14 protein-coding genes are annotated in these 25493 nt (G+C 61.1%); 10 read left to right on the forward strand and 4 right to left on the reverse strand.

The window, feature by feature from the left end; genetic code table 11:
• The first annotated feature begins 4 nt into the window (after positions 1-4).
• The 4 genes from ACMCNM_RS20965 (at position 5) to ACMCNM_RS20980 (ending at position 4813) form a co-directional block, all read left to right on the forward strand.
• Complete coding sequence (locus tag ACMCNM_RS20965) at positions 5-253, forward strand: DUF2934 domain-containing protein (RefSeq protein WP_264309397.1); 249 nt, start codon at positions 5-7, stop codon at positions 251-253.
• Positions 254-406: 153 nt separating this feature from the next.
• Positions 407-2560, forward strand: a complete 2154-nt coding sequence (glgX, locus tag ACMCNM_RS20970) for a glycogen debranching protein GlgX (RefSeq protein ID WP_186680864.1) — start codon at positions 407-409, stop codon at positions 2558-2560.
• Positions 2561-2624: 64 nt separating this feature from the next.
• Positions 2625-3419, forward strand: coding sequence for an endonuclease/exonuclease/phosphatase family protein (locus ACMCNM_RS20975; RefSeq protein WP_085272611.1), 795 nt, complete (start codon positions 2625-2627; stop codon positions 3417-3419).
• A gap of 317 nt (positions 3420-3736) precedes the next feature.
• The gene (locus tag ACMCNM_RS20980) at positions 3737-4813 is read left to right on the forward strand and encodes an autotransporter outer membrane beta-barrel domain-containing protein (protein ID WP_186703732.1); all 1077 of its coding nucleotides are present in this window, start codon (positions 3737-3739) and stop codon (positions 4811-4813) included.
• 159 nt (positions 4814-4972) lie between these two features.
• Here the strand turns inward: ACMCNM_RS20980 and glgB are convergent, their stop codons facing one another.
• From glgB to ACMCNM_RS20995, 3 genes are all read right to left on the reverse strand, one after another.
• Positions 4973-7183 carry a 1,4-alpha-glucan branching protein GlgB gene (gene glgB, locus ACMCNM_RS20985; RefSeq protein WP_099454766.1) on the reverse strand — a complete coding sequence of 737 codons (2211 nt, stop codon included), beginning with the start codon at positions 7181-7183 and terminating at the stop codon, positions 4973-4975.
• Positions 7184-10501, reverse strand: a complete 3318-nt coding sequence (treS, locus tag ACMCNM_RS20990; protein ID WP_412765334.1) for a maltose alpha-D-glucosyltransferase — start codon at positions 10499-10501, stop codon at positions 7184-7186. It abuts the gene before it with no gap.
• 212 nt (positions 10502-10713) lie between these two features.
• Positions 10714-12732 (reverse strand): alpha-1,4-glucan--maltose-1-phosphate maltosyltransferase, encoded by a 2019-nt coding sequence (locus ACMCNM_RS20995; protein ID WP_412765335.1) that lies wholly within the window; start codon positions 12730-12732, stop codon positions 10714-10716.
• 141 nt (positions 12733-12873) lie between these two features.
• On the opposite strand from ACMCNM_RS20995, the gene ACMCNM_RS21000 reads away from it, so the two are divergent.
• The 5 genes from ACMCNM_RS21000 to ACMCNM_RS21020 all read left to right on the forward strand — a co-directional run bounded on the left by ACMCNM_RS21000 (position 12874) and on the right by ACMCNM_RS21020 (position 22281).
• Positions 12874-13035, forward strand: coding sequence for a hypothetical protein (locus ACMCNM_RS21000; protein ID WP_003251307.1), 162 nt, complete (start codon positions 12874-12876; stop codon positions 13033-13035).
• A 97-nt stretch (positions 13036-13132) separates the two neighbouring features.
• Positions 13133-13342: a hypothetical protein gene (locus ACMCNM_RS21005; protein ID WP_225935621.1), complete on the forward strand. Its 210-nt coding sequence runs from the start codon at positions 13133-13135 to the stop codon at positions 13340-13342.
• Positions 13343-13486: 144 nt separating this feature from the next.
• Positions 13487-14338, forward strand: a complete 852-nt coding sequence (locus ACMCNM_RS21010; protein WP_412765336.1) for a Tc toxin subunit A — start codon at positions 13487-13489, stop codon at positions 14336-14338.
• A 718-nt stretch (positions 14339-15056) separates the two neighbouring features.
• The gene (locus ACMCNM_RS21015) at positions 15057-21977 is read left to right on the forward strand and encodes a neuraminidase-like domain-containing protein (protein ID WP_412765337.1); all 6921 of its coding nucleotides are present in this window, start codon (positions 15057-15059) and stop codon (positions 21975-21977) included.
• 70 nt (positions 21978-22047) lie between these two features.
• A complete protein-coding gene (locus ACMCNM_RS21020) occupies positions 22048-22281 on the forward strand; it encodes a hypothetical protein (protein ID WP_339549385.1) in 234 nt (77 codons plus the stop codon).
• A gap of 123 nt (positions 22282-22404) precedes the next feature.
• On the opposite strand, the gene ACMCNM_RS21025 is transcribed toward ACMCNM_RS21020, so the two are convergent.
• A complete protein-coding gene (locus ACMCNM_RS21025; protein ID WP_412765338.1) occupies positions 22405-24081 on the reverse strand; it encodes an AMP-binding protein in 1677 nt (558 codons plus the stop codon).
• Between the two features lie 239 nt (positions 24082-24320).
• On the opposite strand from ACMCNM_RS21025, the gene ACMCNM_RS21030 reads away from it, so the two are divergent.
• Positions 24321-25484 carry an isovaleryl-CoA dehydrogenase gene (locus ACMCNM_RS21030; RefSeq protein WP_027592784.1) on the forward strand — a complete coding sequence of 388 codons (1164 nt, stop codon included), beginning with the start codon at positions 24321-24323 and terminating at the stop codon, positions 25482-25484.
• The last annotated feature ends 9 nt before the right edge of the window (positions 25485-25493 follow it).

The raw sequence follows: 25493 nt of genomic DNA on the forward strand, positions 1-25493 counted from the left end.
CGTCATGATGAGTGTCGATGAGAAACGTATCCGTGAATTTGCCTACCAGATCTGGGAATCGGAAGGTAAGCCTGTGGGTGAGGAGGAACGCCACTGGGAGATGGCGCGCAAGCTTGCCGAAGCTGAAGCACTTGCCCCCAAGGCAGCACCGCGCAAGAAAGCGGCGGCCAAGCCGAAGGTAGCGGCAGAACCGGTTGCAAAACCTGCAGCTGCGAAGAAGCCCCGGGCGGTGAAAAAGCCCGCCGCCGGTTAAACCTGAACAGGCCCCTTCGCGGGGCAAGCCCGCTCCCACAGGGCCCCCACTGCCTCAAGCGTGGTGATGATCCTGTGGGAGCGGGCTTGCCCCGCGAAGGGGCCCGGTCAGGCCTACATATCCCCCTTCCACCACGGTCACTCGAGGACTGCCATGAGCCCCCGTACCCCGAAGAAAACCCGCTCGGTCGCCCCCTCGCGCATTCGCGAAGGCATGCCCTTCCCCCTTGGCGCCACCTGGGACGGGCTTGGGGTCAACTTCGCCCTGTTCTCGGCCAACGCCACCAAGGTCGAGCTGTGCCTGTTCGACTCCACCGGCGAGCAGGAAATCGAACGCATCGAGCTGCCGGAATACACCGACGAGATCTACCACGGCTACCTGCCCGACGCGCACCCGGGGCTGGTCTACGGCTACCGCGTCTACGGCCCTTACGAGCCCGAGAACGGCCACCGTTTCAACCCCAACAAGCTGCTGATCGACCCGTATGCCAAACAACTGGTCGGCAGCCTGAAATGGTCCGAGGCACTGTTCGGCTACACCATCGGCCACCCCGACGGCGACCTGTCGTTCGATGAACGCGACAGCGCGCCCTTCGTGCCCAAATGCAAAGTCATCGACCCGGCCTTCACCTGGGGCCGCGATCAGCGTGTGCAGGTGCCGTGGGAGCGCACCATCCTCTACGAAGCCCACACCCGCGGCATCAGCATGCGCCACCCGGCGGTGCCGGAAGAACTGCGCGGCACCTTCGCTGGCCTGGCCAACGACGAGCTGCTCAAGCACATCAAAGAGCTGGGCGTTTCCAGTATCGAGCTGCTGCCGATCCATGCCTTCGTCAACGACCAGCACCTGCTGGACAAAGGCCTGAACAATTACTGGGGCTACAACAGCATCGCCTTCTTCGCACCACACCCCCGTTACCTCGCTAGCGGCAAGATCGCCGAGTTCAAGGAGATGGTCGCGCACCTGCATGACGCCGGGTTGGAGGTGATCCTGGATGTGGTCTACAACCACACCGCCGAGGGCAACGAGCGTGGCCCGACGCTGTCCATGCGCGGCATCGACAACGCCTCCTACTACCGGCTGATGCCCGACGACAAGCGTTACTACATCAACGACTCCGGCACGGGCAATACCCTCGACCTGAGCCACCCGTGCGTGCTGCAACTGGTCACCGACTCGCTGCGCTACTGGGCCGGCGAGATGCATGTGGATGGCTTCCGCTTCGACCTGGCCACCATCCTCGGCCGCTACCACGACGGCTACAGCGAACGCCACGGCTTCCTCGTGGCGTGCCGCCAGGACCCGATGCTGAGCCAGGTCAAACTGATTGCCGAACCTTGGGACTGCGGCCCTGGCGGCTATCAGGTGGGTAACTTCGCGCCGGGCTGGGCAGAGTGGAACGACCGCTTCCGCGACACCGTGCGGGCATTCTGGAAAGGTGACGAAGGCCAGTTGGCCGACTTCGCCTCGCGCATGACCGCGTCAGGGGACATGTTCAACAACCGTGGTCGGCGCCCCTATGCCTCGGTCAATTTCGTCACCGCCCACGATGGCTTCACCTTGCGCGACCTGGTGTCGTACAACGGCAAGCACAACGAGGACAACGACGAGAATAACCAGGACGGCACCGACAACAACCTGTCCTGGAACTGCGGCGCTGAAGGGCCTACCGAAGACCCTGAAATCAATGCCCTGCGCATGCGCCAGATGCGCAACTTCTTCGCCACCCTGCTGTTCGCCCAGGGCACGCCGATGATTGTCGCTGGCGACGAGTTCAGCCGCACCCAGCATGGCAACAACAACGCCTATTGCCAGGACAGCGAGATCGGCTGGGTCAACTGGGACCTGGACGAAGACGGCACCGCGCTGCTGGCCTTCGTCAAGCGCCTGACCCGGCTGCGCCTGGCCTACCCGGTGCTGCGCCGCTCACGCTTTTTGGTCGGCGACTACAACGAGGCAATCGGGGTCAAGGATGTCACCTGGCTGGCGCCGGATGGCAGCGAGATGAGCGTCGAGCAGTGGGAAGACCCTCATGGCCGCTGCCTGGGCATGCTGATCGACGGGCGCGCGCAGGTCAGCGGCATCGCCCGGCCCGGCGCCGAGGCGACGGTGCTGCTGATCGTCAATGCCCACCACGACACCGTGCCGTTCCAGCTGCCGGCGGTGCCCGACGGGGACTACTGGAGCTGCCTGGTCGACACGGATCGGCCAGAGCTGCGCAAGGGCCAGCACTTGCAGTTCGAGAGTACCTTCGAGGTGAAGGGGCGCTCGATGTTGTTGATGGTGTTGCAGCACGAGGACGAGTGAACCCACCTACCCTAGGCAGGTCCTAGCATTAAACCGCCCCGATGATGACCTTGTGGGAGCCCCTGTGAAGCTCGAAGCCAGCAGCCCCGGTTTCGCCACTGTTGACCAGGCCCCAGCCGTGCACCGGCTGCGGGTGCTGACGGTCAACACCCACAAGGGCTTCACCGCCTTCAACCGACGCTTCATCCTGCCGGAACTGCGCGAAGCGGTGCGCAGTACTCAGGCCGATATCGTGTTCTTGCAGGAGGTGCTCGGCAGCCACGATCGCCACGCCGCGCGCTACCCCGGCTGGCCGCAGACGTCCCAGTACGAATTTCTCGCTGACAGCATGTGGAGCGACTTCGCCTACGGCCGCAACGCCGTATACCCCGACGGCCACCACGGCAACGCCCTGCTGTCGAAATACCCGATCATCGAGCACCGCAACCTCGACGTGTCGATCACCGGCCCCGAGCGCCGCGGCTTGCTGCATTGCGTGCTCGATGTACCTGGCCCGCACCAGGTGCATGCCATCTGCGTGCACTTGTCGCTGCTGGAGAGCCATCGCCAACAGCAACTGCAGTTGCTGCGCAGGCTCCTCGAGTCTCTGCCCGAAGGTGCACCCGTTATCATCGCTGGCGACTTCAACGACTGGAAGCTGCGCGGCAATCGCACCCTGGGCCTGCGCAACGACCTGCACGAAGCGTTCGAACGGCACCACGGCCACCTCGCACGTACCTACCCGGCGCGTATGCCGCTGCTGCGCCTGGACCGCATCTACCTGCGCAATGCGCAAAGCCATGCGCCGCAGATTCTGGGGCACAAACCTTGGACGCACCTCTCCGACCATCTGCCGCTGTCGGTCGAGGTCAAGCTGTAGCAATCATTCTTCATAGCCAGGCATCCGCAAATAGCGAACCTTGCTATACCCGACCATTTAACTCAACAAATCAGCCACTTGAACCAAATCATGTGCAATGAACACAACCTTCACGCTTTCTTGACGCAAGCCGCTCCCTCTCCTTAGCTGAACATTATCTAGTCGTAAAGATCTCGCGCCGGGCCTCTAGCTCGCGCCTTCGTGCGCGTTTGCAAAAGCAGGCGTGCTGGTTTGGGTCGCCCACTGTTTTTGCCGTACAGCTCGTGACAACAGGCCAGGTCCTTGGGCTGTACCACAAAAATAAACGGAGATCCGCCATGAAAAGAACCTCGAATCCCTTGTGCTTCGACAGCATTTTCTACGCGGTTTCCACGTCGCTGCTTCTGGCAACCCCAGTGGAAACTTTCGCGTTCGAACTGCAGGACGACCCGACCTCTCCCAGCTTCCTACAACAACCGGCGATGCCGCAGCTATCGCTCGACCCGGTCAGCGCCAGCGGCGTGAGCCTCGGCACATTGAACGCGTTTTCGGAGAAAATGACCGAACGCCACGGGCAGGCGGCACCGGACCTGGTCGCCAGCCAGTGGTCGCAGTTTTTCCCGGGTGCCACGCGCACCGGTGCACAACCGCCTGACCAGCTCGAAGCCCCCAGCCAGCAACTGCTGGTTGGCCCAGACCTGTTCCTGCGCGAGACCGGCGCAGGCAATGTGCACCGCGCGGGGATTTTTGTCGGCCACAACAACCTGCAAAGCAGCTTCAACGGTATTCGCCCCCTGCTGGGCGACAAGCAACGCAATGCGGTGAACCTGAGTGGCGAGAGCCTGGGGGTGTACTGGAGCATGACCCATGAACGGGGTTGGCACCTGGATGCCGTGGCCATGGGTTCGCGCATCGATATCAATGGCCGTGGCGAAAGCGGCCAGCGCCTGGACGACAGCGGCCATGCCATGACCTTCTCCCTGGAAGGCGGCTTCCCGATCGGCTTGGGCGGCGGTTGGGTGATCGAGCCACAGGCGCAGTTGATCAACCAGCAGTTTTTCCCCGGCAGCCGCGTGCAGGAAGAGACGCTGCAGGCGTTCGACAGCCAGCCCAGCTGGAGCGGCCGGGTCGGTGCCAAATTGTCCGGGCGCTACGAAGTGCGCGGCATGCCCATCGAACCCTATGTACGCACCAACGTCTGGTATGACTTCAGCAATGCTGAAGAGGTGAAGCTGGACCAGGTCGACAAGATCTCCAGCTCGCGGTACTCGACCACTGTGGAATTAGGGTTGGGCCTGGTGGCCCGGGTGACGCCGAATGTGGCGCTGTTCGTGAGTGCGGATTACAGCAGCGATGTGGATGACAATGACCTCAATGGGCTGATCGGCAGCCTTGGGGTGCGGATGCGGTGGTAGCCGGCCTATAGCCCTTGTGCTGCGCATGCGATGGTATGCCTGCCTGTAGGAGCAGCCTTGTGCTGCGAAGAGGCCGGTGAAAGCAGCCTAGAGTCACTGTGCTTTCACCGGCCTCTTCGCAGCACAAGGCTGCTCCTACACGGGCAATGTTTGCCCCGCTCAGGCAGGCTTGAGGATCAACACGCCCAGCGGCGGCAGGTTGAGCGCCAGCGACAACGGCTGCCCGTGGCTGGTGACGGCTTCGCTTACCACCGCCCCCAGGTTACCCACGTTGGACCCGGCATACAGTTCGGCATCGCTGTTGAGCAGCTCTTCCCAACGCTCGCCAAACGGCACGCCAATGCGATACCCCTCGCGCGGCACCGGGGTGAAGTTGGCCACCACCAATAACGGCTCGCCATTGCTGCTCCAGCGCAGCCAGGCATACACGCTGTTTTGCGCGTCATCACCGATCAGCCACTGGAAGCCCTGGGGCTGGCAGTCCTGCTCATGCAGCGCAGGCACCTCGCGGTACAGGCGGTTAAGGTCGCCGACCAGGCGCTGCACGCCCTTGTGCTCGGGGTACTGCAGCAGGTACCAGTCCAACTCGCTGTCGTGGTTCCACTCGCGCCACTGGCCAAATTCGCAGCCCATGAACAACAGCTTCTTGCCCGGGTGCGCCCACATGAACGTGAGGTAGGCACGCAGGTTGGCGAACTTCTGCCAGCGGTCGCCTGGCATCTTGTCGATCAGCGAGTGCTTGCCGTGCACCACCTCATCGTGGGAAATCGGCAGAATGAAGTGCTCGGAATAGGCATAGATCAGCCCGAAACTCATCTCGTTGTGATGATAAGTGCGGTGAATCGGGTCGTTCTGGATGTAGTGCAAGGTGTCGTGCATCCAGCCCATGTTCCACTTGTAGGCAAAGCCCAGGCCGCCCTGCTGGATCGGCTGGCTGACGCCGGGCCAGGCGGTGGATTCTTCGGCGATGATCAACGCGCCAGGGGCTTCGTGCGCCGCCACGCCATTGAGGTGGCGGATGAAATCGATGGCCTCCAGGTTCTCGCGCCCACCATGGCGGTTGGGCACCCATTCGCCGGCCTTGCGTGAGTAGTCGCGGTACAGCATCGACGCCACGGCATCGACACGCAGGCCGTCGATGTGGAACTGCTTGAGCCAGAGCAATGCCGAGGCCAGCATGAAGCCACGCACCTCGTTGCGCCCAAGGTTGTAGATCAGCGTGTTCCAGTCCTGGTGGTAGCCCTCCAGGGGGTTTTCGTATTCGTACAGGGCCGTGCCGTCGAAGCGTGCCAGGCCGTGCTCGTCGGTAGGGAAATGCGCCGGCACCCAATCGAGGATCACACCGATGCCGCCTTGGTGGCAGGCATCGATGAAGGCGGCGAAGTCTTCGGCACTGCCGTAGCGTGAGGTGGGCGCGAACATCGACAGGGGCTGATAGCCCCAGGAGCCGCCGAAGGGGTGCTCCATGATCGGCATCAGTTCGATGTGGGTGAAGCCCAGCGCCTGCACATAGGGCACCAGGCGTTCGGCCAGCTCGCGCCAGTTGTAGTAACGCGCCACCTCGCCCAGGTCATCCAGCTCGCACTGCCACGAGCCGACATGCAATTCGTAGATCGACAGGGGCGCGTTGTAGGCGTGACGTTGCGCACGCTGCGCCATCCAGTCGTGGTCTTGCCAAGGGTGGCTGAGCGCACCGGCGACCTTTGACGCGGTGCTCGGCGGCAGCTCGGTGGCGCGGGCCAGCGGGTCGGCTTTCAGGGGCAGCACGCCCTCTTTGCCCAACACTTCGAACTTGTAGGTTTCACCCACGCCAAGCCGCGGCACGAACAGCTCCCACACCCCAGCGCTGTGGCGCAGGCGCATGGGGTGGCGGCGGCCGTCCCAATTGTTGAAGTCACCCACCACCGACACCCGCCGCGCATTCGGCGCCCACACCGAGAAGCACACGCCGTCGATGCCATCGGCCTGCATCGGCTGGGCACCAAAGCGCCCGGACAGGTCACGGTGGTTGCCTTCGGCGAACAGGTAAAGATCCATGTCACCCAACTGTGGGCCAAAGCTGTACGGGTCTTCGGTCACCTGCTCACCACCGGCCCAGCCGATTTGCAACAGGTAGGGCTGTGCGTCATCAAGGTGCGCGGTAAACAGCCCAGGCAAGCTGGCCTGCACCATTTCGGCGAGCACGCGGCCGTCGTGGCGCGACAGCACGCGCGCATTCAGGGCATTGGGCAGGAAGGCGCGGACCCACTGCCCGCCAGCGCCGTCGCCATGGGGGCCAAGTACCGCAAATGGATCGGCGTGCTCGGCGCGGGCCAGGGCGTCGAGGTCCCGTTGCCGAAGACCGCCGGTATCACGCGTGGTTGCATTCATCTATGACTCTCCCCAGGTACTGATCAGTCCATGCAAGCCATGCAAAGGCACGGCCAGCCAATTCGGTCGATTTTCAGCTTCGTATGTAATTTCGTACGCGGCCTTTTCCAGGCAGAACAATTCCAGCGCGGCGCGCTCGCCTTCGGCCTGTTGCCAGGCGTGGGGCATGGCAGCGGTAGCCAAGCCATAGGCCTCGACAAACGCATGACGGGATTGGTGCAGATAGTGCCTGGCAACCCGTTGCCGAGCCTTGCGCGCCGGGTCGGAAAGGTCCACCGCAGAGGCGTTGCGCAGAATCATCGCAGCAGCATAGTCGAAGGATCGCAGCACGCCGCTGACATCTTTGTAGGGGCTGTGACGCGCCCGGCGTTCTTCCAGTGGGCGCGCCGGTTCGCCCTCGAAATCGATCAGGTAAGCATCACCCTGCACCACCAGTACCTGGCCCAGGTGCAGGTCGCCATGCACGCGCATCAGCAGGCCGCCTTGGGCTTGCCGGGCGAGGTTGTCGATGTGCTGGGTCAGGCCGTCGCGCTGTTGCTGCAGGTCGTCGACCAACGCCTGGCTGTCGCTGTCCAGGCTGTCGCGGTGCTGGGCCAGCAGGTCGAGGGCGTGGGTCAGCTCGGCAGTGATCTGGGTGCCCCAGCGCTCGCTGTCCTGGGCATCGCTTGTGCGCGGCTGAAAGGCCGCATCTTCGGTTGGCGCTGCCAACAACACGTGCATCTCGCCCAGACGCTGGCCCAACAAGGCAGCAAAGCCATCAAGTTCGGCCAAAGCATCGGTGTGGGCTTCGCTGGCCGAGCTGGTTGGTTCCATCTCATCGCGGATGGCCCGTTCCAGGGTGTTCTGGGTCCAGGCCCAGGCATCGCCCTGATTGCTCAGGTAGCCCTGGGCGATCATCAACAGGTGCGGGGTGGCGTGCTCGTCCACGCGGCTGACCCACCCCAGCAACGGTGAAATATTGGTAAAGCCCGCCGCAGTTAGGTAGGCGCTCATCTCAAGTTCTGGATGAATGCCTGGGTTGACCCGGCGGATCAGCTTGAGCACCACCCGATCGGCAACCACCACCGAGCTGTTGGACTGCTCGGCGCTGAGGTAGCGCACAGGGCTCTCTTCGGTGAGCCCCAGCTTGGCAAGCTGTTCGGTGCATTCGAAACGCAGCTCGCCTAAGCCATTGCCACAGGGCAGCCGGTGGTGTTCCTGGCAGGCCCGCAGTACAGCGCGGATGAATGGCTCAAGGACGAAGGCGTCGGTGATCAAACCAACCTGTCGGCCACGGCGCACGCGCGACAATGCCAACTGCTGAGGCAAGGCACTGTTGATCTGCTCTTCAGGCAACAGGCCGAACGGCAGTTGGTAGTGGTTGGCGACGCCATCGCTGAGCACTTCCAGTTCGCCGAGCAATACCGGCGTGGTGGCCGTGCCAAAACGCACGCCATAACGCAGGCGAACCTGGTCGATCGGCCCTTCCTTGCCGGCGAACCAGCGCCGTTTCGGCAGGTATTGCGGCAGGATCGAGCCTTCTAACATCTCGCTGGAAGGCGCCTCGAGCAGCTCTTCCAGGCGCTTGCGCAGCACCAGTGTGGTCAATTCAGGTAACCCCTCGGTGGCCTGGATATGCCAGCTGGGCATGCGGTCGTGCGACGCCAGCAGAAACCAGTAAAAAGCATAGGGCGGCAATGTCAGCAAAAACGGCAGCTGGCCGATCGGGGGAAAGGCGCTGCCGCCTAGCATCTCCACCGGCACTTTATCGGCGTATTGCGACAGCTCGAGTTCCGCGGCCTGGGCGGCGCGGGACACGTTGGCCACGCAAAGAATCACTTCGCTGTTGCCCTCTTGGTCGGTGTACTCGCGGATGTACGCGAGGATGCGCCGGTTGCTCGGCGTGAGCATGCGGATGCTGCCACGGCCAAACGCCTTCTGCTGGTTGCGCACCGCCAGCAGGCGGCGGTTCCAGTTGAGCAACGAATGCGGGTCGTGGGACTGGGCCTCGACGTTGACCGTCTGGTAGCCGTACAGCGGGTCCATGATCGGTGGCAGCACCAGGCGCTGCGGGTCGGCGCGGGAAAAGCCGCCGTTGCGGTCCGGCGACCATTGCATGGGGGTGCGCACGCCGTCGCGGTCGCCCAGATAGATGTTATCGCCCATGCCCAGTTCATCGCCGTAGTACAAGGTCGGTGTGCCGGGCATCGACAGCAGCAGGCTGGTCAGCAGTTCGATGCGCCGTCGGTCACGTTGCAACAGCGGCGCCAGGCGGCGGCGGATGCCAAGGTTGATACGGGCGCGGCGGTCTTCGGCGTAGTAGTTCCACAGGTAGTCGCGTTCGCGGTCGGTGACCATCTCCAGGGTCAGCTCATAGTGGTTGCGCAGGAAAATCGCCCACTGGCTGTTGGCGGGGATTTCCGGGGTTTGGCGCAGGATGTCGGTGATCGGGAAGCGGTCCTCCATGGCCAGGGCCATGTACATGCGCGGCATCAGCGGGAAGTGAAAGGCCATGTGGCATTCGTCGCCATCGCCCTCGCCAAAGTACGGGCGGGTGTCTTCGGGCCATTGATTGGCTTCGGCCAGCAGCATGCGGTCGGGGTAGTTGGCGTCGATCTCGGCACGGATCGCCTTGAGCACCCGGTGGGTCTCGGGGAGGTTTTCGTTGTTGGTGCCGTCGCGCTCGATCAGGTAGGGGATGGCGTCCAGGCGCAGGCCGTCGACGCCCAGGTCGAGCCAGAAGCGCATCACCCCGATCACCGCCTTGAGCACTTGCGGGTTGTCGAAGTTCAGGTCTGGCTGGTGCGAATAGAAGCGGTGCCAGAAATACTGGCCAGCGACTGGGTCCCAGGTCCAGTTGGACTTCTCGGTGTCGAGGAAGATGATGCGCGTGCCGTCGTATTTCTGGTCGTCATCCGACCACACGTAGAAGTCGCGTGCCTTGCTGCCCCGCTTGGCCAGGCGGGCGCGCTGGAACCACGGGTGCTGGTCGGAGGTGTGGTTGATGACCAGTTCGGTGATCACCCGCAGGCCGCGCTTGTGCGCCTCGGCGATGAAGCGCCGGGCATCGGCCATGCTGCCGTAGTCGGGGTGCACAGCTTTGTACTCGGCGATGTCGTAGCCGTCATCGCGCCGTGGCGAGGGGTAGAACGGCAGCAGCCAGAGGGTGTTGACGCCCAGTTCGGCAATGTAGTCGAGCTTGCTGATTAACCCGGCGAAATCGCCGATGCCGTCGTTGTTGGCATCGAAGAACGACTTGATGTGCAGCTGATAAATCACCGCGTCCTTGTACCACAGCGGGTCATCGATAAAGGCTGCTGGTCGTGAACGCTTGGCCATGGGTGACTCCTTTCAATTCTGCGGATGCGCGCTACCTGGTTTTAGGGCTGCTGCGCAGCCCATCGCCGGCAAGCCAGCTCCCACAGGTTTTGTGCTGGTTTCACAGGCAGCACCGGGCCTGTCATTTGACTGCAAAGCTCGCAGCCGACGCCGGCCCCTGTGGGAGTCGGCTTGCCGGCGATGGGCCGCACAGTGGCCCCCGGCTTGAAGGCCTAACTGGCCTTTTCAATTCGCCAGATACCAAACGGCTGATGCCAGGGCTCGATGCGCATCCATTGGGTCTTGCCATGCCAGGTCCAGCGGTGGCCGTTCATCAGGTCTTCGCCAACAGTGTCGGCGTTATCGTCCAGGCCCAACTCCCACAGCGGCAGCTCGAAGCTGGCTTCCTGGGCGTTGTGCGGGTCGAGGCTGATCGCCACCAAAATGAAGTTGTCGCGCTCGGGCGTGCGCTTGGCGAAGTACAGGATGTTGTCGTTCCAGCAATTGAAAAACGCCACCCCTAGGTGAGTCTGCAAAGCGCGGTTCTGCCGGCGGATGCGGTTGAGCTGGGCGATTTCGGCAATGATGTTGCCGGGTTGGGTGAAATCACGCGGGCGGATTTCGTACTTCTCCGAGTCCAGGTATTCCTCTTTGCCGGGCAGCGGCGTGGCTTCGCACAGCTCGAAGCCCGAATACATGCCCCACAACCCCGACCCCATGGTCGCCAAAGCCGCGCGAATAAGAAAACCCGCCCGCCCCGAGGTGTGCAGGAAAAACGGATTGATGTCCGGCGTGTTGACGAAGAAATTGGGCCGGTAGCACAGGCTCCACGGCGGCTGGTTGAGCTCTTCGTAAAACTCGCGCAGCTCCTGCTTGCTGTTGCGCCAGGTGAAATAGGTGTAGCTCTGGGTGTAGCCGACCTTACCCAAGCGCGCCATCATCGCCGGCTTGGTGAAGGCCTCGGCCAGAAAAATCACGTCCGGGTGCTGGCTGCGCACATTGGCTATCAGCCATTGCCAGAATGGCAACGGTTTGGTGTGCGGGTTGTCGACGCGGAAGGTCTTCACGCCCTCCTCGACCCAGCCAACCACCACGTCACGCAGGGCCAACCACAGCGAAGGCACGGCCTCTGGGGCATAGAAGTCGACGTTGACAATGTCCTGGTACTTTTTCGGCGGGTTTTCCGCATAGCGGATGGTGCCGTCGGGGCGCCAACTGAACCAGCCGGGGTGCTCCTTGAGCCAAGGGTGGTCTTGCGAGCACTGTATGGCGAAGTCCAGGGCGATTTCCAGGCCATGCTCTGCAGCCGCGGCCACCAGGCGACGGAAGTCTTCACGGGTGCCCAGTTCCGGGTGAATGGCGTCGTGGCCGCCTTCGGGGCTGCCGATGGCGTAAGGGCTGCCTGGGTCATTGGGCGCTGCCTGCAAGGCATTGTTGCGGCCCTTGCGGTGTTTTTTGCCAATCGGGTGAATGGGCGGGAAGTACAGCACGTCAAAGCCCATGTCGCGGATCATCGGTAGGCGTTCGTGCACGTCGTTGAAGGTGCCATGGCGCTCGGGGCTGTCGGTGATCGACCGCGGGAACAATTCATACCAGCTGGCGAACTGCGCCGCCGGGCGGTCGACGTCGACGGGGAATTCGCTGCTGCGCGTAAGGTAGCTGCGGTGCTCGGCTTCGGTCATCAGCCGTGTGGCTTCGGGGCCCAGCAACAGCGCCACCTGGTCATCCTCAGGCAGTGTCGGCAGCCGCGCCTGCAAGGCTACGATCTGTTCACGCAAGAAGCCCTCGCTGCGCTCTGCGCCTTTGCCCAGCAGAAGACGGCCTTCCTCAAGCTCCAGCTTGACCTCGACGCCAGCGTGGTACTTCTTCTCCAGGTCGTGGCAATAAGTGGCGAACGGGTCGATCCAGGCCTCGATACTAAACAGGTGCGGGCCCAGCTCCGTTGGGGTGAACTCGCCCAGCCACAGGTCATTGCCGGGTGAATGCATAGGCACGCAGTGCCAGCGGCGGCTGTGGGCCTGGCGCCAGTTGAGCATCACAGCGAGGCGGTCATGGCCGTCGCTGTAAACCTTGCTACTGACCGCGACCGCCTGGCCGCTGATGGCCTTGGTGGCGAACGTGCCGCCGTCGAGCGCAGGTTGCGTGCTTTCGATCACGATGCGCGGCGCCAGCAGCGCCTGGGCCAGGCTGATGGCCTGGTCTGGGTGATCGTTCGCCATGGGCACGCTTTCGAAGGGCTCGTTTCGTGACATCGGACCTTGCTCCCTTAGGCTGGTGGCGGTAAGGGTTCAGAGCCGGGCGCGGGCGTAGGGGTTCAAATAAATTGAGCGAACGGCAGCCCCTGACAGTCAGAGCCTGCAGCACCTCTTCATTCACCCACGCGAGGTCAGGCCATGAACATTCCCATTCCACCGGAAACCCCCGATCCAAACATCGACGACCCCAGCTTGCCGCCACCCGTGCCGGAAGAGGACCCGGACGAGCTGCCGATCAAGCCGACCGTACCGCCGACGGTGGGCGACCCGCCGAGCCAGGAGCCACCGGTGAAGGCTTAAGGGTAGACCACCGCTACTGATATTTTTGCCAGTAGCGGCGCCTGCCGGTTGTGCTGAAGATGAGTTCTCCTTATTGCGGGCAGGAGAACTCATCATCGTGGACATCACACGGCATGTAATCGACTGCTTCCAGAATGCTGGTGTGGTCGATCCCGACACGGGCACTCGCCTTGCGCACCTGGACAAGGACAAGTGTGAGTTCGCGTTAATGTGGCTGGAGATATGCCACGGTATCCCTCTGGATCGCGATTACCGCACGCTAGGCGAACTGGCCGAGGCGCTTGGCGAGGCGATAAGGTTTCGCTGACACCGCCGGCTTATCAATGATTCCCCCTCTTTCGACCCACCCAACACCTGTCATTTTTGCTAGGTGTGCACGTTCCACTCTCCCTATACGCTTCGATCACTGGCCCTAGCCTGGGCCGCCGACCGCAGCGCAAGGGAGCTGGGCATGAACGACCTCATCACCGCGAACAGTAACGACACGCCCGCCGAGCGCTCGGACGCTGCCACCTACATGAAGCTGTTCCCCGATACCCGGGAACGTTGCGCACCAGCCTCGCCATGGGCGGACAATGAGCGGCCAGCCTACTTGGTCCATCTCAAGGGCCTGATAGAAGAACTGCAGATACAGGCAAAGGTCGCCGAGCCGGTAACCCTGCAGACTCGCCGCCCGGACTTGCTGCAACTCAAGCTGAACAACAGGAACATCCGTAAAAGCCTGGCGAAGATCGACATCGTGCTCGAGGTGCTCGAGCGGCATGCGGGGGTGGCGCGTAAGGACTTGCCAAGGGCTGTGGCCGAGGGCGTGTACAAGGGTAATGTTCCCTTCCACAACGCCTGGGAAGCGATCAAGGCCACGCTGGCCATGAAGCAGCTGCCCCTGTGGGACTTGCTGTACAGCGTGAACATGGGCATGCCCGCCTTCAGCTTCGATGCTGCAACGCTTAACGCCCAGCACAACGCCGCGCTGCTGAGCAGCGGTTTCTCGCCGCAATTGCGGACCCTGCTGGTGCACCCCGCCAGCGCGGCGAAAGACTTCTACAAGACGCAGTTCCACATCCTCGCCACGGGCCCGAAAGGCAACCTCGATACCACCTACCAACTGACCCGGGCACTGGGCCTGACACGCAGGGAGCTGCGCCGTCTGCTGGCCGTGAGCGCCCTCGGCAAACATAACACCTCTGTGACCCGCAGCCCTTACGTCACCAGCCAAACGGTGGCTGAGGCTTCGAGCAAAGCCTACGGCGCAGCGTTCATCAACGCTGGAGGCGCCCCTCTGTATCTGGTGGACGCCGCCTAGACCGAGAAGGCCGATGCGCCATCGAGCGGTGCAAATAAAACCGCCAAGAAGACCATCACGATCGCTGGGATCAGCACCCAGCATATCGATCGCCTGCAACGCATCCTGCGCCTGCAGCGTGCACTTGGCCTGGCCTCCGACGAGGCCGATGCCCTGGTCATGGCGGCCTTGCACGCCGAAGGCCAACGCCCCGCCCAGTACCAGCTGACTACCAGCACCCTGCGCGCCCTGGGCCTGTTCCGCCATCTGCAACAGAAGTACCAGGTACAGCCGCTGCAGTTTGCAGCACTGCTGCACGAAATCCCCTGCCATGGCACCGAGCGTCAGCTGTCGTTCTACGACAGCGTGTTCGCGCCCCGGCACGATAGCGAAGGGCAAAAACTGACGGATGTGCTGGTGCTCGATGACCAGCCGTTCGACCCCAATGCCACCACGGGTGAGGATGCCTTGACCGTCAAGCGCCTGGGGTTGGCGCTGCGAGTCGACCCCCTCGTGCTGCGCGCCATCCTCGACACCGTCACGACCGAACAAGCGCTGGCCAAACCACAGCGCTCGCTTGCGGTGGTGTCGGCCTGCTACCGCCTGGCCACGCTCACGCAACTGTTCGGCACCTCGCAGCTGGAAGGCTGGATCGTCCTGAAGCTGTTGATGAAGCAGTCCCCCGCTTTACCAGCAGCAACTGGCCGGCCGCCCGAGCCTAGGGGCACAGCCGCAACCCTTGCAGGACGACAAGGCGAGCATCGCCGACGCCGCCGTTGCCACGCAACCGCAAGCAGACATTGTCGATACCATCGCCGGGGTGATGGCAACGATGGAGTGGGTTGCCCAACAGAGCGTCAACGCCCTGGACATCGCAGTGCTCCTCCACGACGGGCCACTGGAAGAGCCTGGGTTAAAAACCCTGTTCGAACTGTACGCGTCCAAGAAGAAAGCAGCCTCTGGCAAACTCGACCTGCGCCAGGAACTGAGCACCGCGCTGGGCCTGCCAAGCAAGGAGCACCTACTGCCACTGCTGCAATGGGTCGCAGTCGATGAAGACGTATTGGTAAACCGCATCGATGCCGTTCACCAAGAAGTGCAGAAGTCAAAAGGCAAACGCCAACCGCTCGAGTGTTTTACCGCAGACGACCGGGCGCAGTGGTTGACGTTGCAGCGCTACAGCCGCGCGGTCAGCCTGTTCGGCATCGGGCATGCCGCCCTTGACCAGATCATGCCGCACCACTTCAACCTCGGCGCCATCCCTCGCCCGCTCGACCTCACCACCCTGCACCAGCTTGGTCGCTACACAACACTGCTGGGCGGGCTGGCCACCGACAAGCACGAGCCGGACTTGTTGCGTTACCTCGAGCAGGTGCGAACCCCGCTCGACGCCCCAGGCGAGGCCAAGGCCTGGGCCGACCTGGAAGCACTGCTAGGGCACGACCAGGGTGGCCTGGCCAAGCTCGGCATCCCTCTGCCCACCACGCTGCACGCCTTGGCCCGGGTACTGCAACTGACACAGCTGGCGAGCCGGCAAGGCCTGTCGGTGGATGGCTTGGTGGTCATCGGCGCACTCACCGAGTCGACAGATGACAACGCCTTCGAACAGGCGGCCATCGCGCTGCGCCAGAGCTGCTCCAGCCAGCAATGCCAGGCGTTGGATGCCCAGCTCAAGCTGGCCTGGCGCGATGCACTGATGCAATGGATGCTGGTGCACTGGGCCGCCCCGCACAAGGACCTCAAACGGATCAAAAGCCCTGAAGCCCTGGCCGATTACCTGCTGATCGACCTGCAGGTCTCTCACGAACCGCTTACCACCCGGGTGCTCTCGGCGATCGCCAGCCTGCAGCGCTACCTGCAGCAGATCCACTCACGCCTGGAGGACGGCTATGGCGACAAGGCAATCCCCCAAGCCATGCGCGACGAGTGGGATAATTTTTCTTGCAGCTTCGAGCGCTGGAAACTGCGCAAGGATGCCCAAAACGAACCGCAGAATTTCATCGACCCCTCGCGCCGCACGCGCACGAGCAGCGCCTTCGCCGAGCTTGAAACCCAGCTGGCCCAGGGCAAGTGCACACCGGACGAAATCCAGACCGCCCTGCTCGGCTACCTGAGTACCTTCGAGCACGTCAGCAATATCCAGCCGCTTTCGGCGTACGCCAGCGGTATTGATCCTCTGAGCGATACCTACCACTTCATCGGCAAGAGCAATGTCGAGCCACCCCAGTACTACTGGCGCACGCTGGACATGAAACAACGCGACGCCGACAACGCACCGAGCATGCTGGCCTGGGGGGAGTGGGAGGAGATCACGCTGGCAATGAATGGCGAGATGGTCAAGGGGCCATTGCCGGTGGTCGAGGGTGTCAAGAAAGAAATTACGACTAAGAAGAACGACTCAGCAACTAAAGACAAAACCGCTGAGACCCTTGCACAGGAACTCTTGGAGAAGCAAAAAAACGAAGATGACCAACGTACGGAAGTAGACCTGATCCGACCGGTCATCATCGCCGGGCGCCGGTATGTGGTGTGGGTCGAGCGGGACACCGCGGCAATTCCCATGGGACCGGACAAAAAACCGAGCGAGTACCATGCGCTGCGGGTGAGCTTCGCCTTCCAGCAGATCGACGGGAACTGGAGCCCGGCCAATGTGTTGATGCTGCTGGATGGGCATGATGCGGCAGGACATTTTGATGAAAGTAAAGATAGCAAAGGCACTCTGAACAAATTCTTGAAGACCAAGAAGTTCCAGGCGGGTTTGATGGTGATGGTGAATCAACTGGGGGGGCGCGAAAATGACCCTTGGTTGATGGTGATGTTGTTCGATGTGGAGAAGGTCAAGGATTCGGAGGGCAACGTCAATACCAGCACCTGGGAGCGTGACAACGAATATTTCCTGATTGGCAAGGATCTCCTACTGCTCGACACCAAGACATTGGATGAGGACGATTCGAAAGGCAGGGCCATTGAGAAAAGACTGGTAAAAAACTGGATAACCCTTTTCCGTGACCCGCGTACGGTGCAGCATCCCTATATTGGGCCTCGTCAGACCGTAGAGGACCAAAAAAGCAAGCCGCAATGGGAAATGCTAGGGGGAACTATTAAGTTAAACAATATTATTAATTTCGAAGACCCCATCGATTTCGACGACCTCAACCCTAACCAAAAAAACAGGATACATGAAACAAAATACACAATTAGAGCACCAATAACCTCCAAGCCCATTAGTTCGATTCAATACCCAGAGATCGCCTTGATGCATGATAAACTCGGGGCTATTGGCACATTAAAAATCCTAGAACTCATGGCTCTTGATGCAAACTCCTATACCGCACCATACGTCATCCACAAAGTCGAAACAACCATAACGAACCAACTTATCCAGGGAGTTACAATCACCACATTTAGGGGGATAGGAGACGAGAGTCCCGAGAAAATAGACATCACCCTATTTGACTCCCAATTCGACTCACACAACAAGCCCATACAGCGTTATCACAGCCACCCACGCGACCAAATCTTTTTTTATCGCTCAAACCTCAGCGAAGCTTACCAGGATTGCATTTTAGGTATAACCATAACACACGACAACCTCGATGAAACCTATGACATTAAACTTCAACACAAGAATCTGACCCCAGCCTTCCCAACGCTTACAGTTTTCGTATCACCAACAAACGAAACCCTAGCCACCCTCCAACAACCTTTATCTATCGCAGACTTAAACAATCTCAAAGAATACAATTTAACAGACCTAGAATCTGCCTTAACCAGCCCCATTCACTTGGACGCTCTAAGCAGCATAAAGACCTCCATTTTGAAAGCCCGCTACACTTCAAGCCCTGATTCAGAGGAGCCGTCCAAAGATGTTTCGAAGCACTCTGCTGGCACGATTTCGGTCCATGCAGCCATCACTCGCGCGCAGCACGCAGCCCAGTTTGAGGCTGTTAGCAAGTACATCGCAATGGAAAAGTCCGCCATCCTGGCTGAAGTAAACGCGACCCTTGACCAGGCCCTGGTGAAGCGTCTGGACTCGCTTATTCGCCTTCGGCACTTTCAACCTGAGGCCTGTGTTCGCATCCTGCTCCGTTTCGGCCCCGAGCATCCACCGGTCTTCGCCGATGAACTTCCCCTCGATGGCCAGAGCACGATTGATTTTCAACTTCCCATCAGCCGTGATCGGGCCATCAAAAGCTATTCATTCAACTTTTCCGTCTATTATCTTACTAACAGTAAGACGACGAACCTGACTTACAACCTCATCGACATAGCCGACGATGCCGTGGACAGCGTACACATCAGGCGCAATGCCGAGCAGGCCCTCTACCTGGATTTGTCCGAAGTCAATCAAGCGGACCCCACAAACGCCCTATCGGTCAATTACCTGCGCCTGAACACCCTGTTCGGCAAGCGCCTGGTCGCTGAGGCCACGCAGTCGGTCATGCAGGTGTTGTCCTGGCCGACCCAGCACCTGCCCGAACCGCGCCTGGAACCTGGCGGCACCAGCAGTACCGTCGACTTCCGCGGTGCCAACGGCATGTATTTCTGGGAATTGTTCTTCCATGCCCCGCTGCTGATTGCCTGGCTGCTGCGGCAAAACCGCGACTACCGGGGTGCCTGGCAGTGGTGCACCGGCCACTTGTTCGACCCCTACCGTACCTGGAGAACAGACCAGGACACCCCGCAGTACTGGTTGAGCAAGCCGATCCGAGATGACCATGGCGCCTATCGAAAAATAGCGGAAACCGACGATCCCGACCTGATCGCCTATGCCGAGCCCGAGCGCTACCGCAAAGCGCTTCACCTGTTCGTGGTGGAAAACTGGCAACGCGAGGGTGACGAACTGTACCGCCAGCTCACCCCGGCCACGCTGGAGGCCGCCGCGCAATGCTACGACAAGGCCCTGCGCCTGATCGGCCTGTTGCCCGAGCACTTGTCGAGCGCCCCGGCCGATGCGCCGACGCTGGCACAAGCCACCCCGGACCAGTTCACCCCGCCGCTGAACAACAAACTGGTCGAGCTGCGCAACCTGCTGCGCAACCGCCTGTTCAACCTGCGCCACGGCCTGAGCCTGGACGGCAAGCCCGTGCCGATCATGCTCGACCCCGACTTCCTGGAGCGCCTCGCCCAGGGTCACACCAGCGCCAGCGAGGGTCCGGTAGCCAGGCTCACGCTCCCGCAGGTGCCACCTTGCCGTTATGACGAGGCGCGCACATTCGCCCGGGAGGCCGTGGAACAGCTGATCGGCATGGGGCAGACGCTGCTGGGCTATTACCAGGCCGAAGCCAACCAGCAGCTTGAATTGCTCAGCAAGCGCAACCTGATCAAACTGCTGGACTTCCCTTACCAGCTTCAGCAACAGGCGCTGGAGTTGGCCAAGCGCGAGCGTGAGACGTTACTCAGCAGCAAAGCGATGGTGCAGCAACGTCTGGATTACTACCAGGAACTGAACGACGTCGGGGTTAAAAGCCTGGAGGAGTCTGCGCTCTCGTATTGGACCGCTTCATATGGCACCCGCATAGCCGCAGCTCCGTTCTATGCCCTTACTTCCGCTATGTCTTTTCTACCCACTATCGGTGGAGCTGCAATGGGTGGTTGGTCACCTGAAGAGGCACCCGAGGCGGTCGCCAACCTCATCGAATCAGTCTCAGAACTACTGGAAACACAGGGTAACGTCTTCGACAAGAGTGCTGAATTCCAACTCCGTGCCAAACAATGGCAGTACGAAGCCAAGCAAGCCACCCTCGAACTCGCCGTCCTCGACAAACAACTGCGCGAAAGGGACGTGCAGCTCAAGGCCGCCAACATCGCCCTGCAAGAAGCCCACGCCACCCGCGCAGCCCACCAGGCCGAGTATGAGGTGATGACCTCGGTGTTCCCCAGCCGCACCACCTACCTGTGGCTGATCGGCCGGCTCTCGCAAATCTACGCCGCCGCCTATGATGCCACGCTGTCACTGTGCCTGATGGCCGAGACTTGCCTGCAGTATGAGCTGGGTAATTTCAAGAGCACCTGGATCAAACCCGGCGCCTGGCTGGATAACTGGCGCGGTATGCTAGCCGGCGAAGCCCTGGCACGGGACCTGATGCTGATGGACTTGGCCGCCATTAGTGAGAACCATCGGCCACTGGATATTCACGCTGAGCTCTCCCTGGTGACGGACCTCGGCTTCAGCGAAAAGACACTTGAAGAAGCGCTGAAAAAAGATGAAATTCTTTTCGATCTGGCCCCCCACCATTTCGACAAGCACTTCCCCGGCCATTATCTGCGCAGGATCGAGCGCATCTTTCTCACGTTCACATACCGTGGTAGCACTAAACCCTCTTCGCCCTCGGGCATGCTCTACCAGACCGCCAACAGGGTGTTGCTAAAGGATGATTCCGACGGCGCGACGTTCCTTTACGGTGTCGACGGTGGCGACCCCAAAAACATACTGCTAAATCTGAACCCCGGCCAAAAGATTGCCATCTGGTCACCTAAACAAGAATTCACCAACTACGGCCTGCAACCCTCAATTCCCGATAAGTCTCGCTACCAGCCATTCGAAGGGACCGGATTGCTTTCCAGCTGGAGGCTCGAATTTCCGCGTGGCGCAAAAAATAATTCCAGTTTGTTTGAGGGTGACACTTGTAAGCTCGATGATATTAAAGTGCATGTCATCTACTCGGCGCTGGACGGCTCGGCCGACTTTCGTAAGCATGTAAAAAATTTACTGCAGATAACCGGTGTTAACGTCGTCGCCCCCCCCGCCCCGACTAAGAATCCATCTGGAGCGACTGGCAAGGCCGACAAGGCAGTTGCCCGCGCCAAGAAGGCCGAACAGGCGGCTATCGCAGCCCAGCTCGCCGCCGAAGCCGCTGCCGATACCCCGGCGTTGAATGCCTCAGTGGCAGCGGGCGAGAAGCTCAAAGCGACGCAGGCGGTCACTGATGCGAAGAACGCTGCTGAAGCAGCCACAATAGCCAGAGAAAAAACCGAGGCAGCGGCTGCCTCTGGCAAGGTGAACGAAGCCAATACCGAAGCCACCAAAGCAGAAACGGCGAGAGACGACGCACTCAAAGCAGCCGCTAACGCAGTCGCTGCAAGCCTGGCTGCGCAGGGTCTTGACATCCAGCGCCGAGCTAGCGCCTTGGCCGAGGCCATGAAGGCTGATCAGGAGGCCGCTGCGTGGAGTAAGGCCGCGCAGAATGACGCCGACGCCGATGCACTCAAAGCCACCGAAGCTGCAGATCAACTGGCGACGGCCAATACAGCGGCAACCGAAGCCAAAACCGCAGCCAGTAAAGCCAAGGCTGCCAGAGAAAAAGCCGACAACGCAACAACAGCGGATGACGCAGAAAAAGCGGCGGAGGAAGCCAAAAGCGCGGCCGACGAGGCGAAAGCCGCAGCGAAAAAAGCCGCCGACGCCCGCAAGGAAGCCGAAGACGCTTACAGGCTTAAAAAAGATCAAGAGGCTGAACTGATCACTAAGAAAATTGCGTACCTGGAAAAAAACATGAACAAGGAAATCAAAATCACCCGATGGACAGGGAACGGCAACGAATATTACGACCGTGGCATTCTGATCAGTATCGACAAAAAAAATAATACGTTCACATTAAAAAGCGAGGTCTATCAAACAAGCTACACATTCCCCATAACAGACGCGCCCCTTGACTAAGAACCTGTAATGCTTACAGCCCCCGGGCCGTAAACAGGTTATGCATTTCAACCCACACAAGGACACCACAATGAGCACAACAGAAAACACAACGCTTGAGACATTCCAAGCGTTCTTGGAAGAGTATCTAGACTATAAATACGCCATCGACGAGACAACATCGCTCTTTGACATTAATGGAGATGGAAGTAAATGGGCCAAGGCCCTGGCGAGAGGGTTCAACGGGCTCAACATTTCCCATAGCGAACTGTCCGAACTTGAGACCGTTGGTAACTTGCTGAATAAGATAAACGGGACTGAATAGCCCCCGTGCACCAGGCTGCGTACACACTGAGTGGTTTCTCAGTGTGTACGCAGCCTGGTGCACGGAGGGTCAACGTCGGCTCATGCTCGCATTAGTTGTTATGAACAAGAACGGTGCTTTGAATCAACAGGTCCTGTTGATTTCCGAAACGCTGATCTCTCGCATCCTGAACTTCTGCACCTTCCCGGTAACGGTCATCGGAAACTCGTCAACAAAGCGGATATGCCGCGGCACCTTGTAGTGCGCGATGCGTGCCTTGCACCAGCCCTGCAGCTCATCGACCGTGGCGCTGTGCCCGGGGTGCAGTTTGATCCAGGCCACGATTTCTTCGCCATAACGGTTGCACGGGATGCCGATCACCTGGGCATCCGCGACCGCCGGGTGGGTGTAGAAAAACTCCTCCAGCTCGCGCGGATAGATGTTCTCGCCGCCGCGGATGATCATGTCCTTGTTGCGCCCGACAATGCGCACATACCCCTGTTCGTCCATGACCGCCAAGTCGCCCGAATGCATCCAGCCGGCTGGGTCGATGGCATCCGTCGTGGCCTGTGGGTTGTCCCAATACCCGAGCATCACGCTGTAGCCCCGCGTGCACAGTTCGCCGATTTCGCCCCTGGCAACCATGCAGCCGTCGGCGTCCACCAGCTTGTTTTCCAGCTGCGGCTGGGTGCGCCCGACCGTGGTCACGCGCAACTCAAGCTCGTCGTCCGGGCCGGTTTGCAAGGACACCGGGCTGGTTTCGGTCATGCCATAGGCAATTTGCACTTCGGCCATGTGCATCTGGTCGATAACCCGGCGCATCACTTCGATCGGGCAGGTAGCGCCGGCCATGATGCCGCTGCGCAGGCTCGAGAGGTCCATGGCCTGGCGGGCCGGATGGTCGAGCATGGCGATGAACATGGTGGGCACGCCATACAGGATGCTGGCGCGTTCTTCGGCCACGGCGCGCAGGGTGAGCTCGGCGTCGAAGGCGTCGTTGGGGTAGATCATAGTGCTGCCGTGGGTGATGCAGCCGAGGTTGGCCATGACCATGCCGAAGCAGTGGTACAGCGGCACCGGGATCACCATGCGGTCGGCCGAGGTCAGGCCCAGGCTTTCGCCGACCATCAAGCCATTGTTGAGGATGTTGTAGTGGCTGAGGGTGGCGCCCTTGGGCGCGCCGGTGGTGCCGGAGGTGTACTGGATGTTCACCGGTTGGTCGAACTGCAGGCTTTGCTGGCGGGCCGTGAAGGCCTCGAGCGTGGTCTGCCCTGCCCGCTCGGCCAGCGCCTGCCACGGCAAGAAGCCCTGCGGCGGCTGGGCAGCCAGGCTGATCACCCCGCGCAGCTCGGGCAGGCCTTCACTGGCCAATTCACCGGGGGCAACGCTGGCCAGCTCCGGCACCAGGCCCTGGACCATGGCGTGGTAATCCGACGTCTTGAAGGCATCGGCGCACACCAGCCAGCGGCAGCCGGACTGGCGCAGCACGTATTCCAGCTCGCCCACGCGATACGCCGGGTTGATGTTGACCAGGATCGCGCCAACCTTGGCGCTGGCCAGTTGCAGGATGCACCACTGGGTGCAGTTGGGCGACCAGATGCCCACGCGGTCGCCGGTGTTCACGCCCAGGGCCATCAAGGCGCGGGCGTGCACATCGACCTGTTCGGCCAACTGCCGCCAGCTGTAGCGCAGGCCCTGGTGGCGCGCCACCAACGCTTCGCCATCGGCGCAGCGGGCCACGGTGGCATCGAAGGCCTGGCCGATGGTCTGGGTCAGCAAGGGCCGGTCCTGGCGACCGCGGGTATAGCTCGGTTGACTCATGGGTGTCCCTTCTTGTGGTTGTTCTGGGCACGACTGAAGCAAGCGGGAGATACTCTGGCGCAGATTTACGTTTACGTAAAGGTGATGAGGCGATTGACAGTAATGGTATGCAGGTTTACGTTAACGTAAAGGTTAGAGCGACATCGCATCTATCGACCTAAGCCCGCTCCCACAGGGGACGATGAAAAGTCCATGAGCTACGGTGTTACCCAATTTCAAGAACAAGAAGGTGCCCACGCATGCATTACCCCTCCCTGAACTTCGCCCTGGGCGAAACCATCGACATGCTCCGCGACCAGGTCAGCACCTTCGTCGCCGCCGAACTGGCGCCGCGCGCCGCGCAGATCGACCACGACAACCTGTTCCCCGCCGATATGTGGCGCAAGTTCGGTGACATGGGCCTGCTGGGCATCACCGTGTCGGAAGAGTACGGCGGCGCCGGCCTGGGCTACCTGGCCCACGTGGTGTCGATGGAAGAAATCAGCCGCGCCTCGGCCTCGGTCGCCCTGTCCTACGGCGCCCACTCCAACCTCTGCGTCAACCAGATCAACCGCAACGGCACCCATGAGCAAAAGCTCAAGTACCTGCCCAAGCTGATCAGCGGCGAGCACATCGGCGCCCTGGCCATGAGCGAACCTAACGCCGGCTCCGACGTGGTGTCGATGAAGCTGCGCGCCGAAAAACGCGGCGACCGCTACGTGCTCAACGGCAGCAAGACCTGGATCACCAACGGCCCCGACGCCAACACCTATGTGATCTATGCCAAGACCGACCTGGACAAGGGCGCGCACGGCATCACCGCGTTCATCGTTGAACGCGACTGGAAAGGCTTCAGCCGCAGCAACAAGTTCGACAAGCTGGGCATGCGTGGCTCCAACACCTGCGAGCTGTTCTTCGATGACGTCGAAGTACCGGAAGAAAACATCCTCGGCCAACTCAACGGCGGCGTGCGCGTGCTGATGAGCGGCCTGGACTACGAACGCGTGGTGCTGTCCGGCGGCCCGACCGGCATCATGCAAAGCTGCATGGACCTGGTGGTGCCCTACATCCATGACCGCAAGCAGTTTGGCCAAAGCATCGGCGAGTTCCAGCTGATCCAAGGCAAGATCGCCGACATGTACACCCAGCTCAACGCCAGCCGCGCCTACTTGTACGCCGTGGCCCAGGCCTGCGACCGCGGCGAGACCACCCGCAAGGACGCGGCCGGGGTCATCCTGTACACCGCCGAACGCGCCACGCAAATGGCCCTGGAAGCGATCCAGATTCTGGGCGGCAACGGCTACATCAACGAGTTCCCGGCCGGCCGCCTGCTGCGCGACGCCAAACTGTACGAAATCGGCGCTGGCACCAGCGAAATCCGCCGGATGTTGATCGGCCGCGAATTGTTCAACGAAACCCGCTGAGCACAAGGG

Source organism: Pseudomonas sp. NGC7 (assembly GCF_047159675.1).
GTDB lineage: Bacteria > Pseudomonadota > Gammaproteobacteria > Pseudomonadales > Pseudomonadaceae > Aquipseudomonas > Aquipseudomonas kermanshahensis.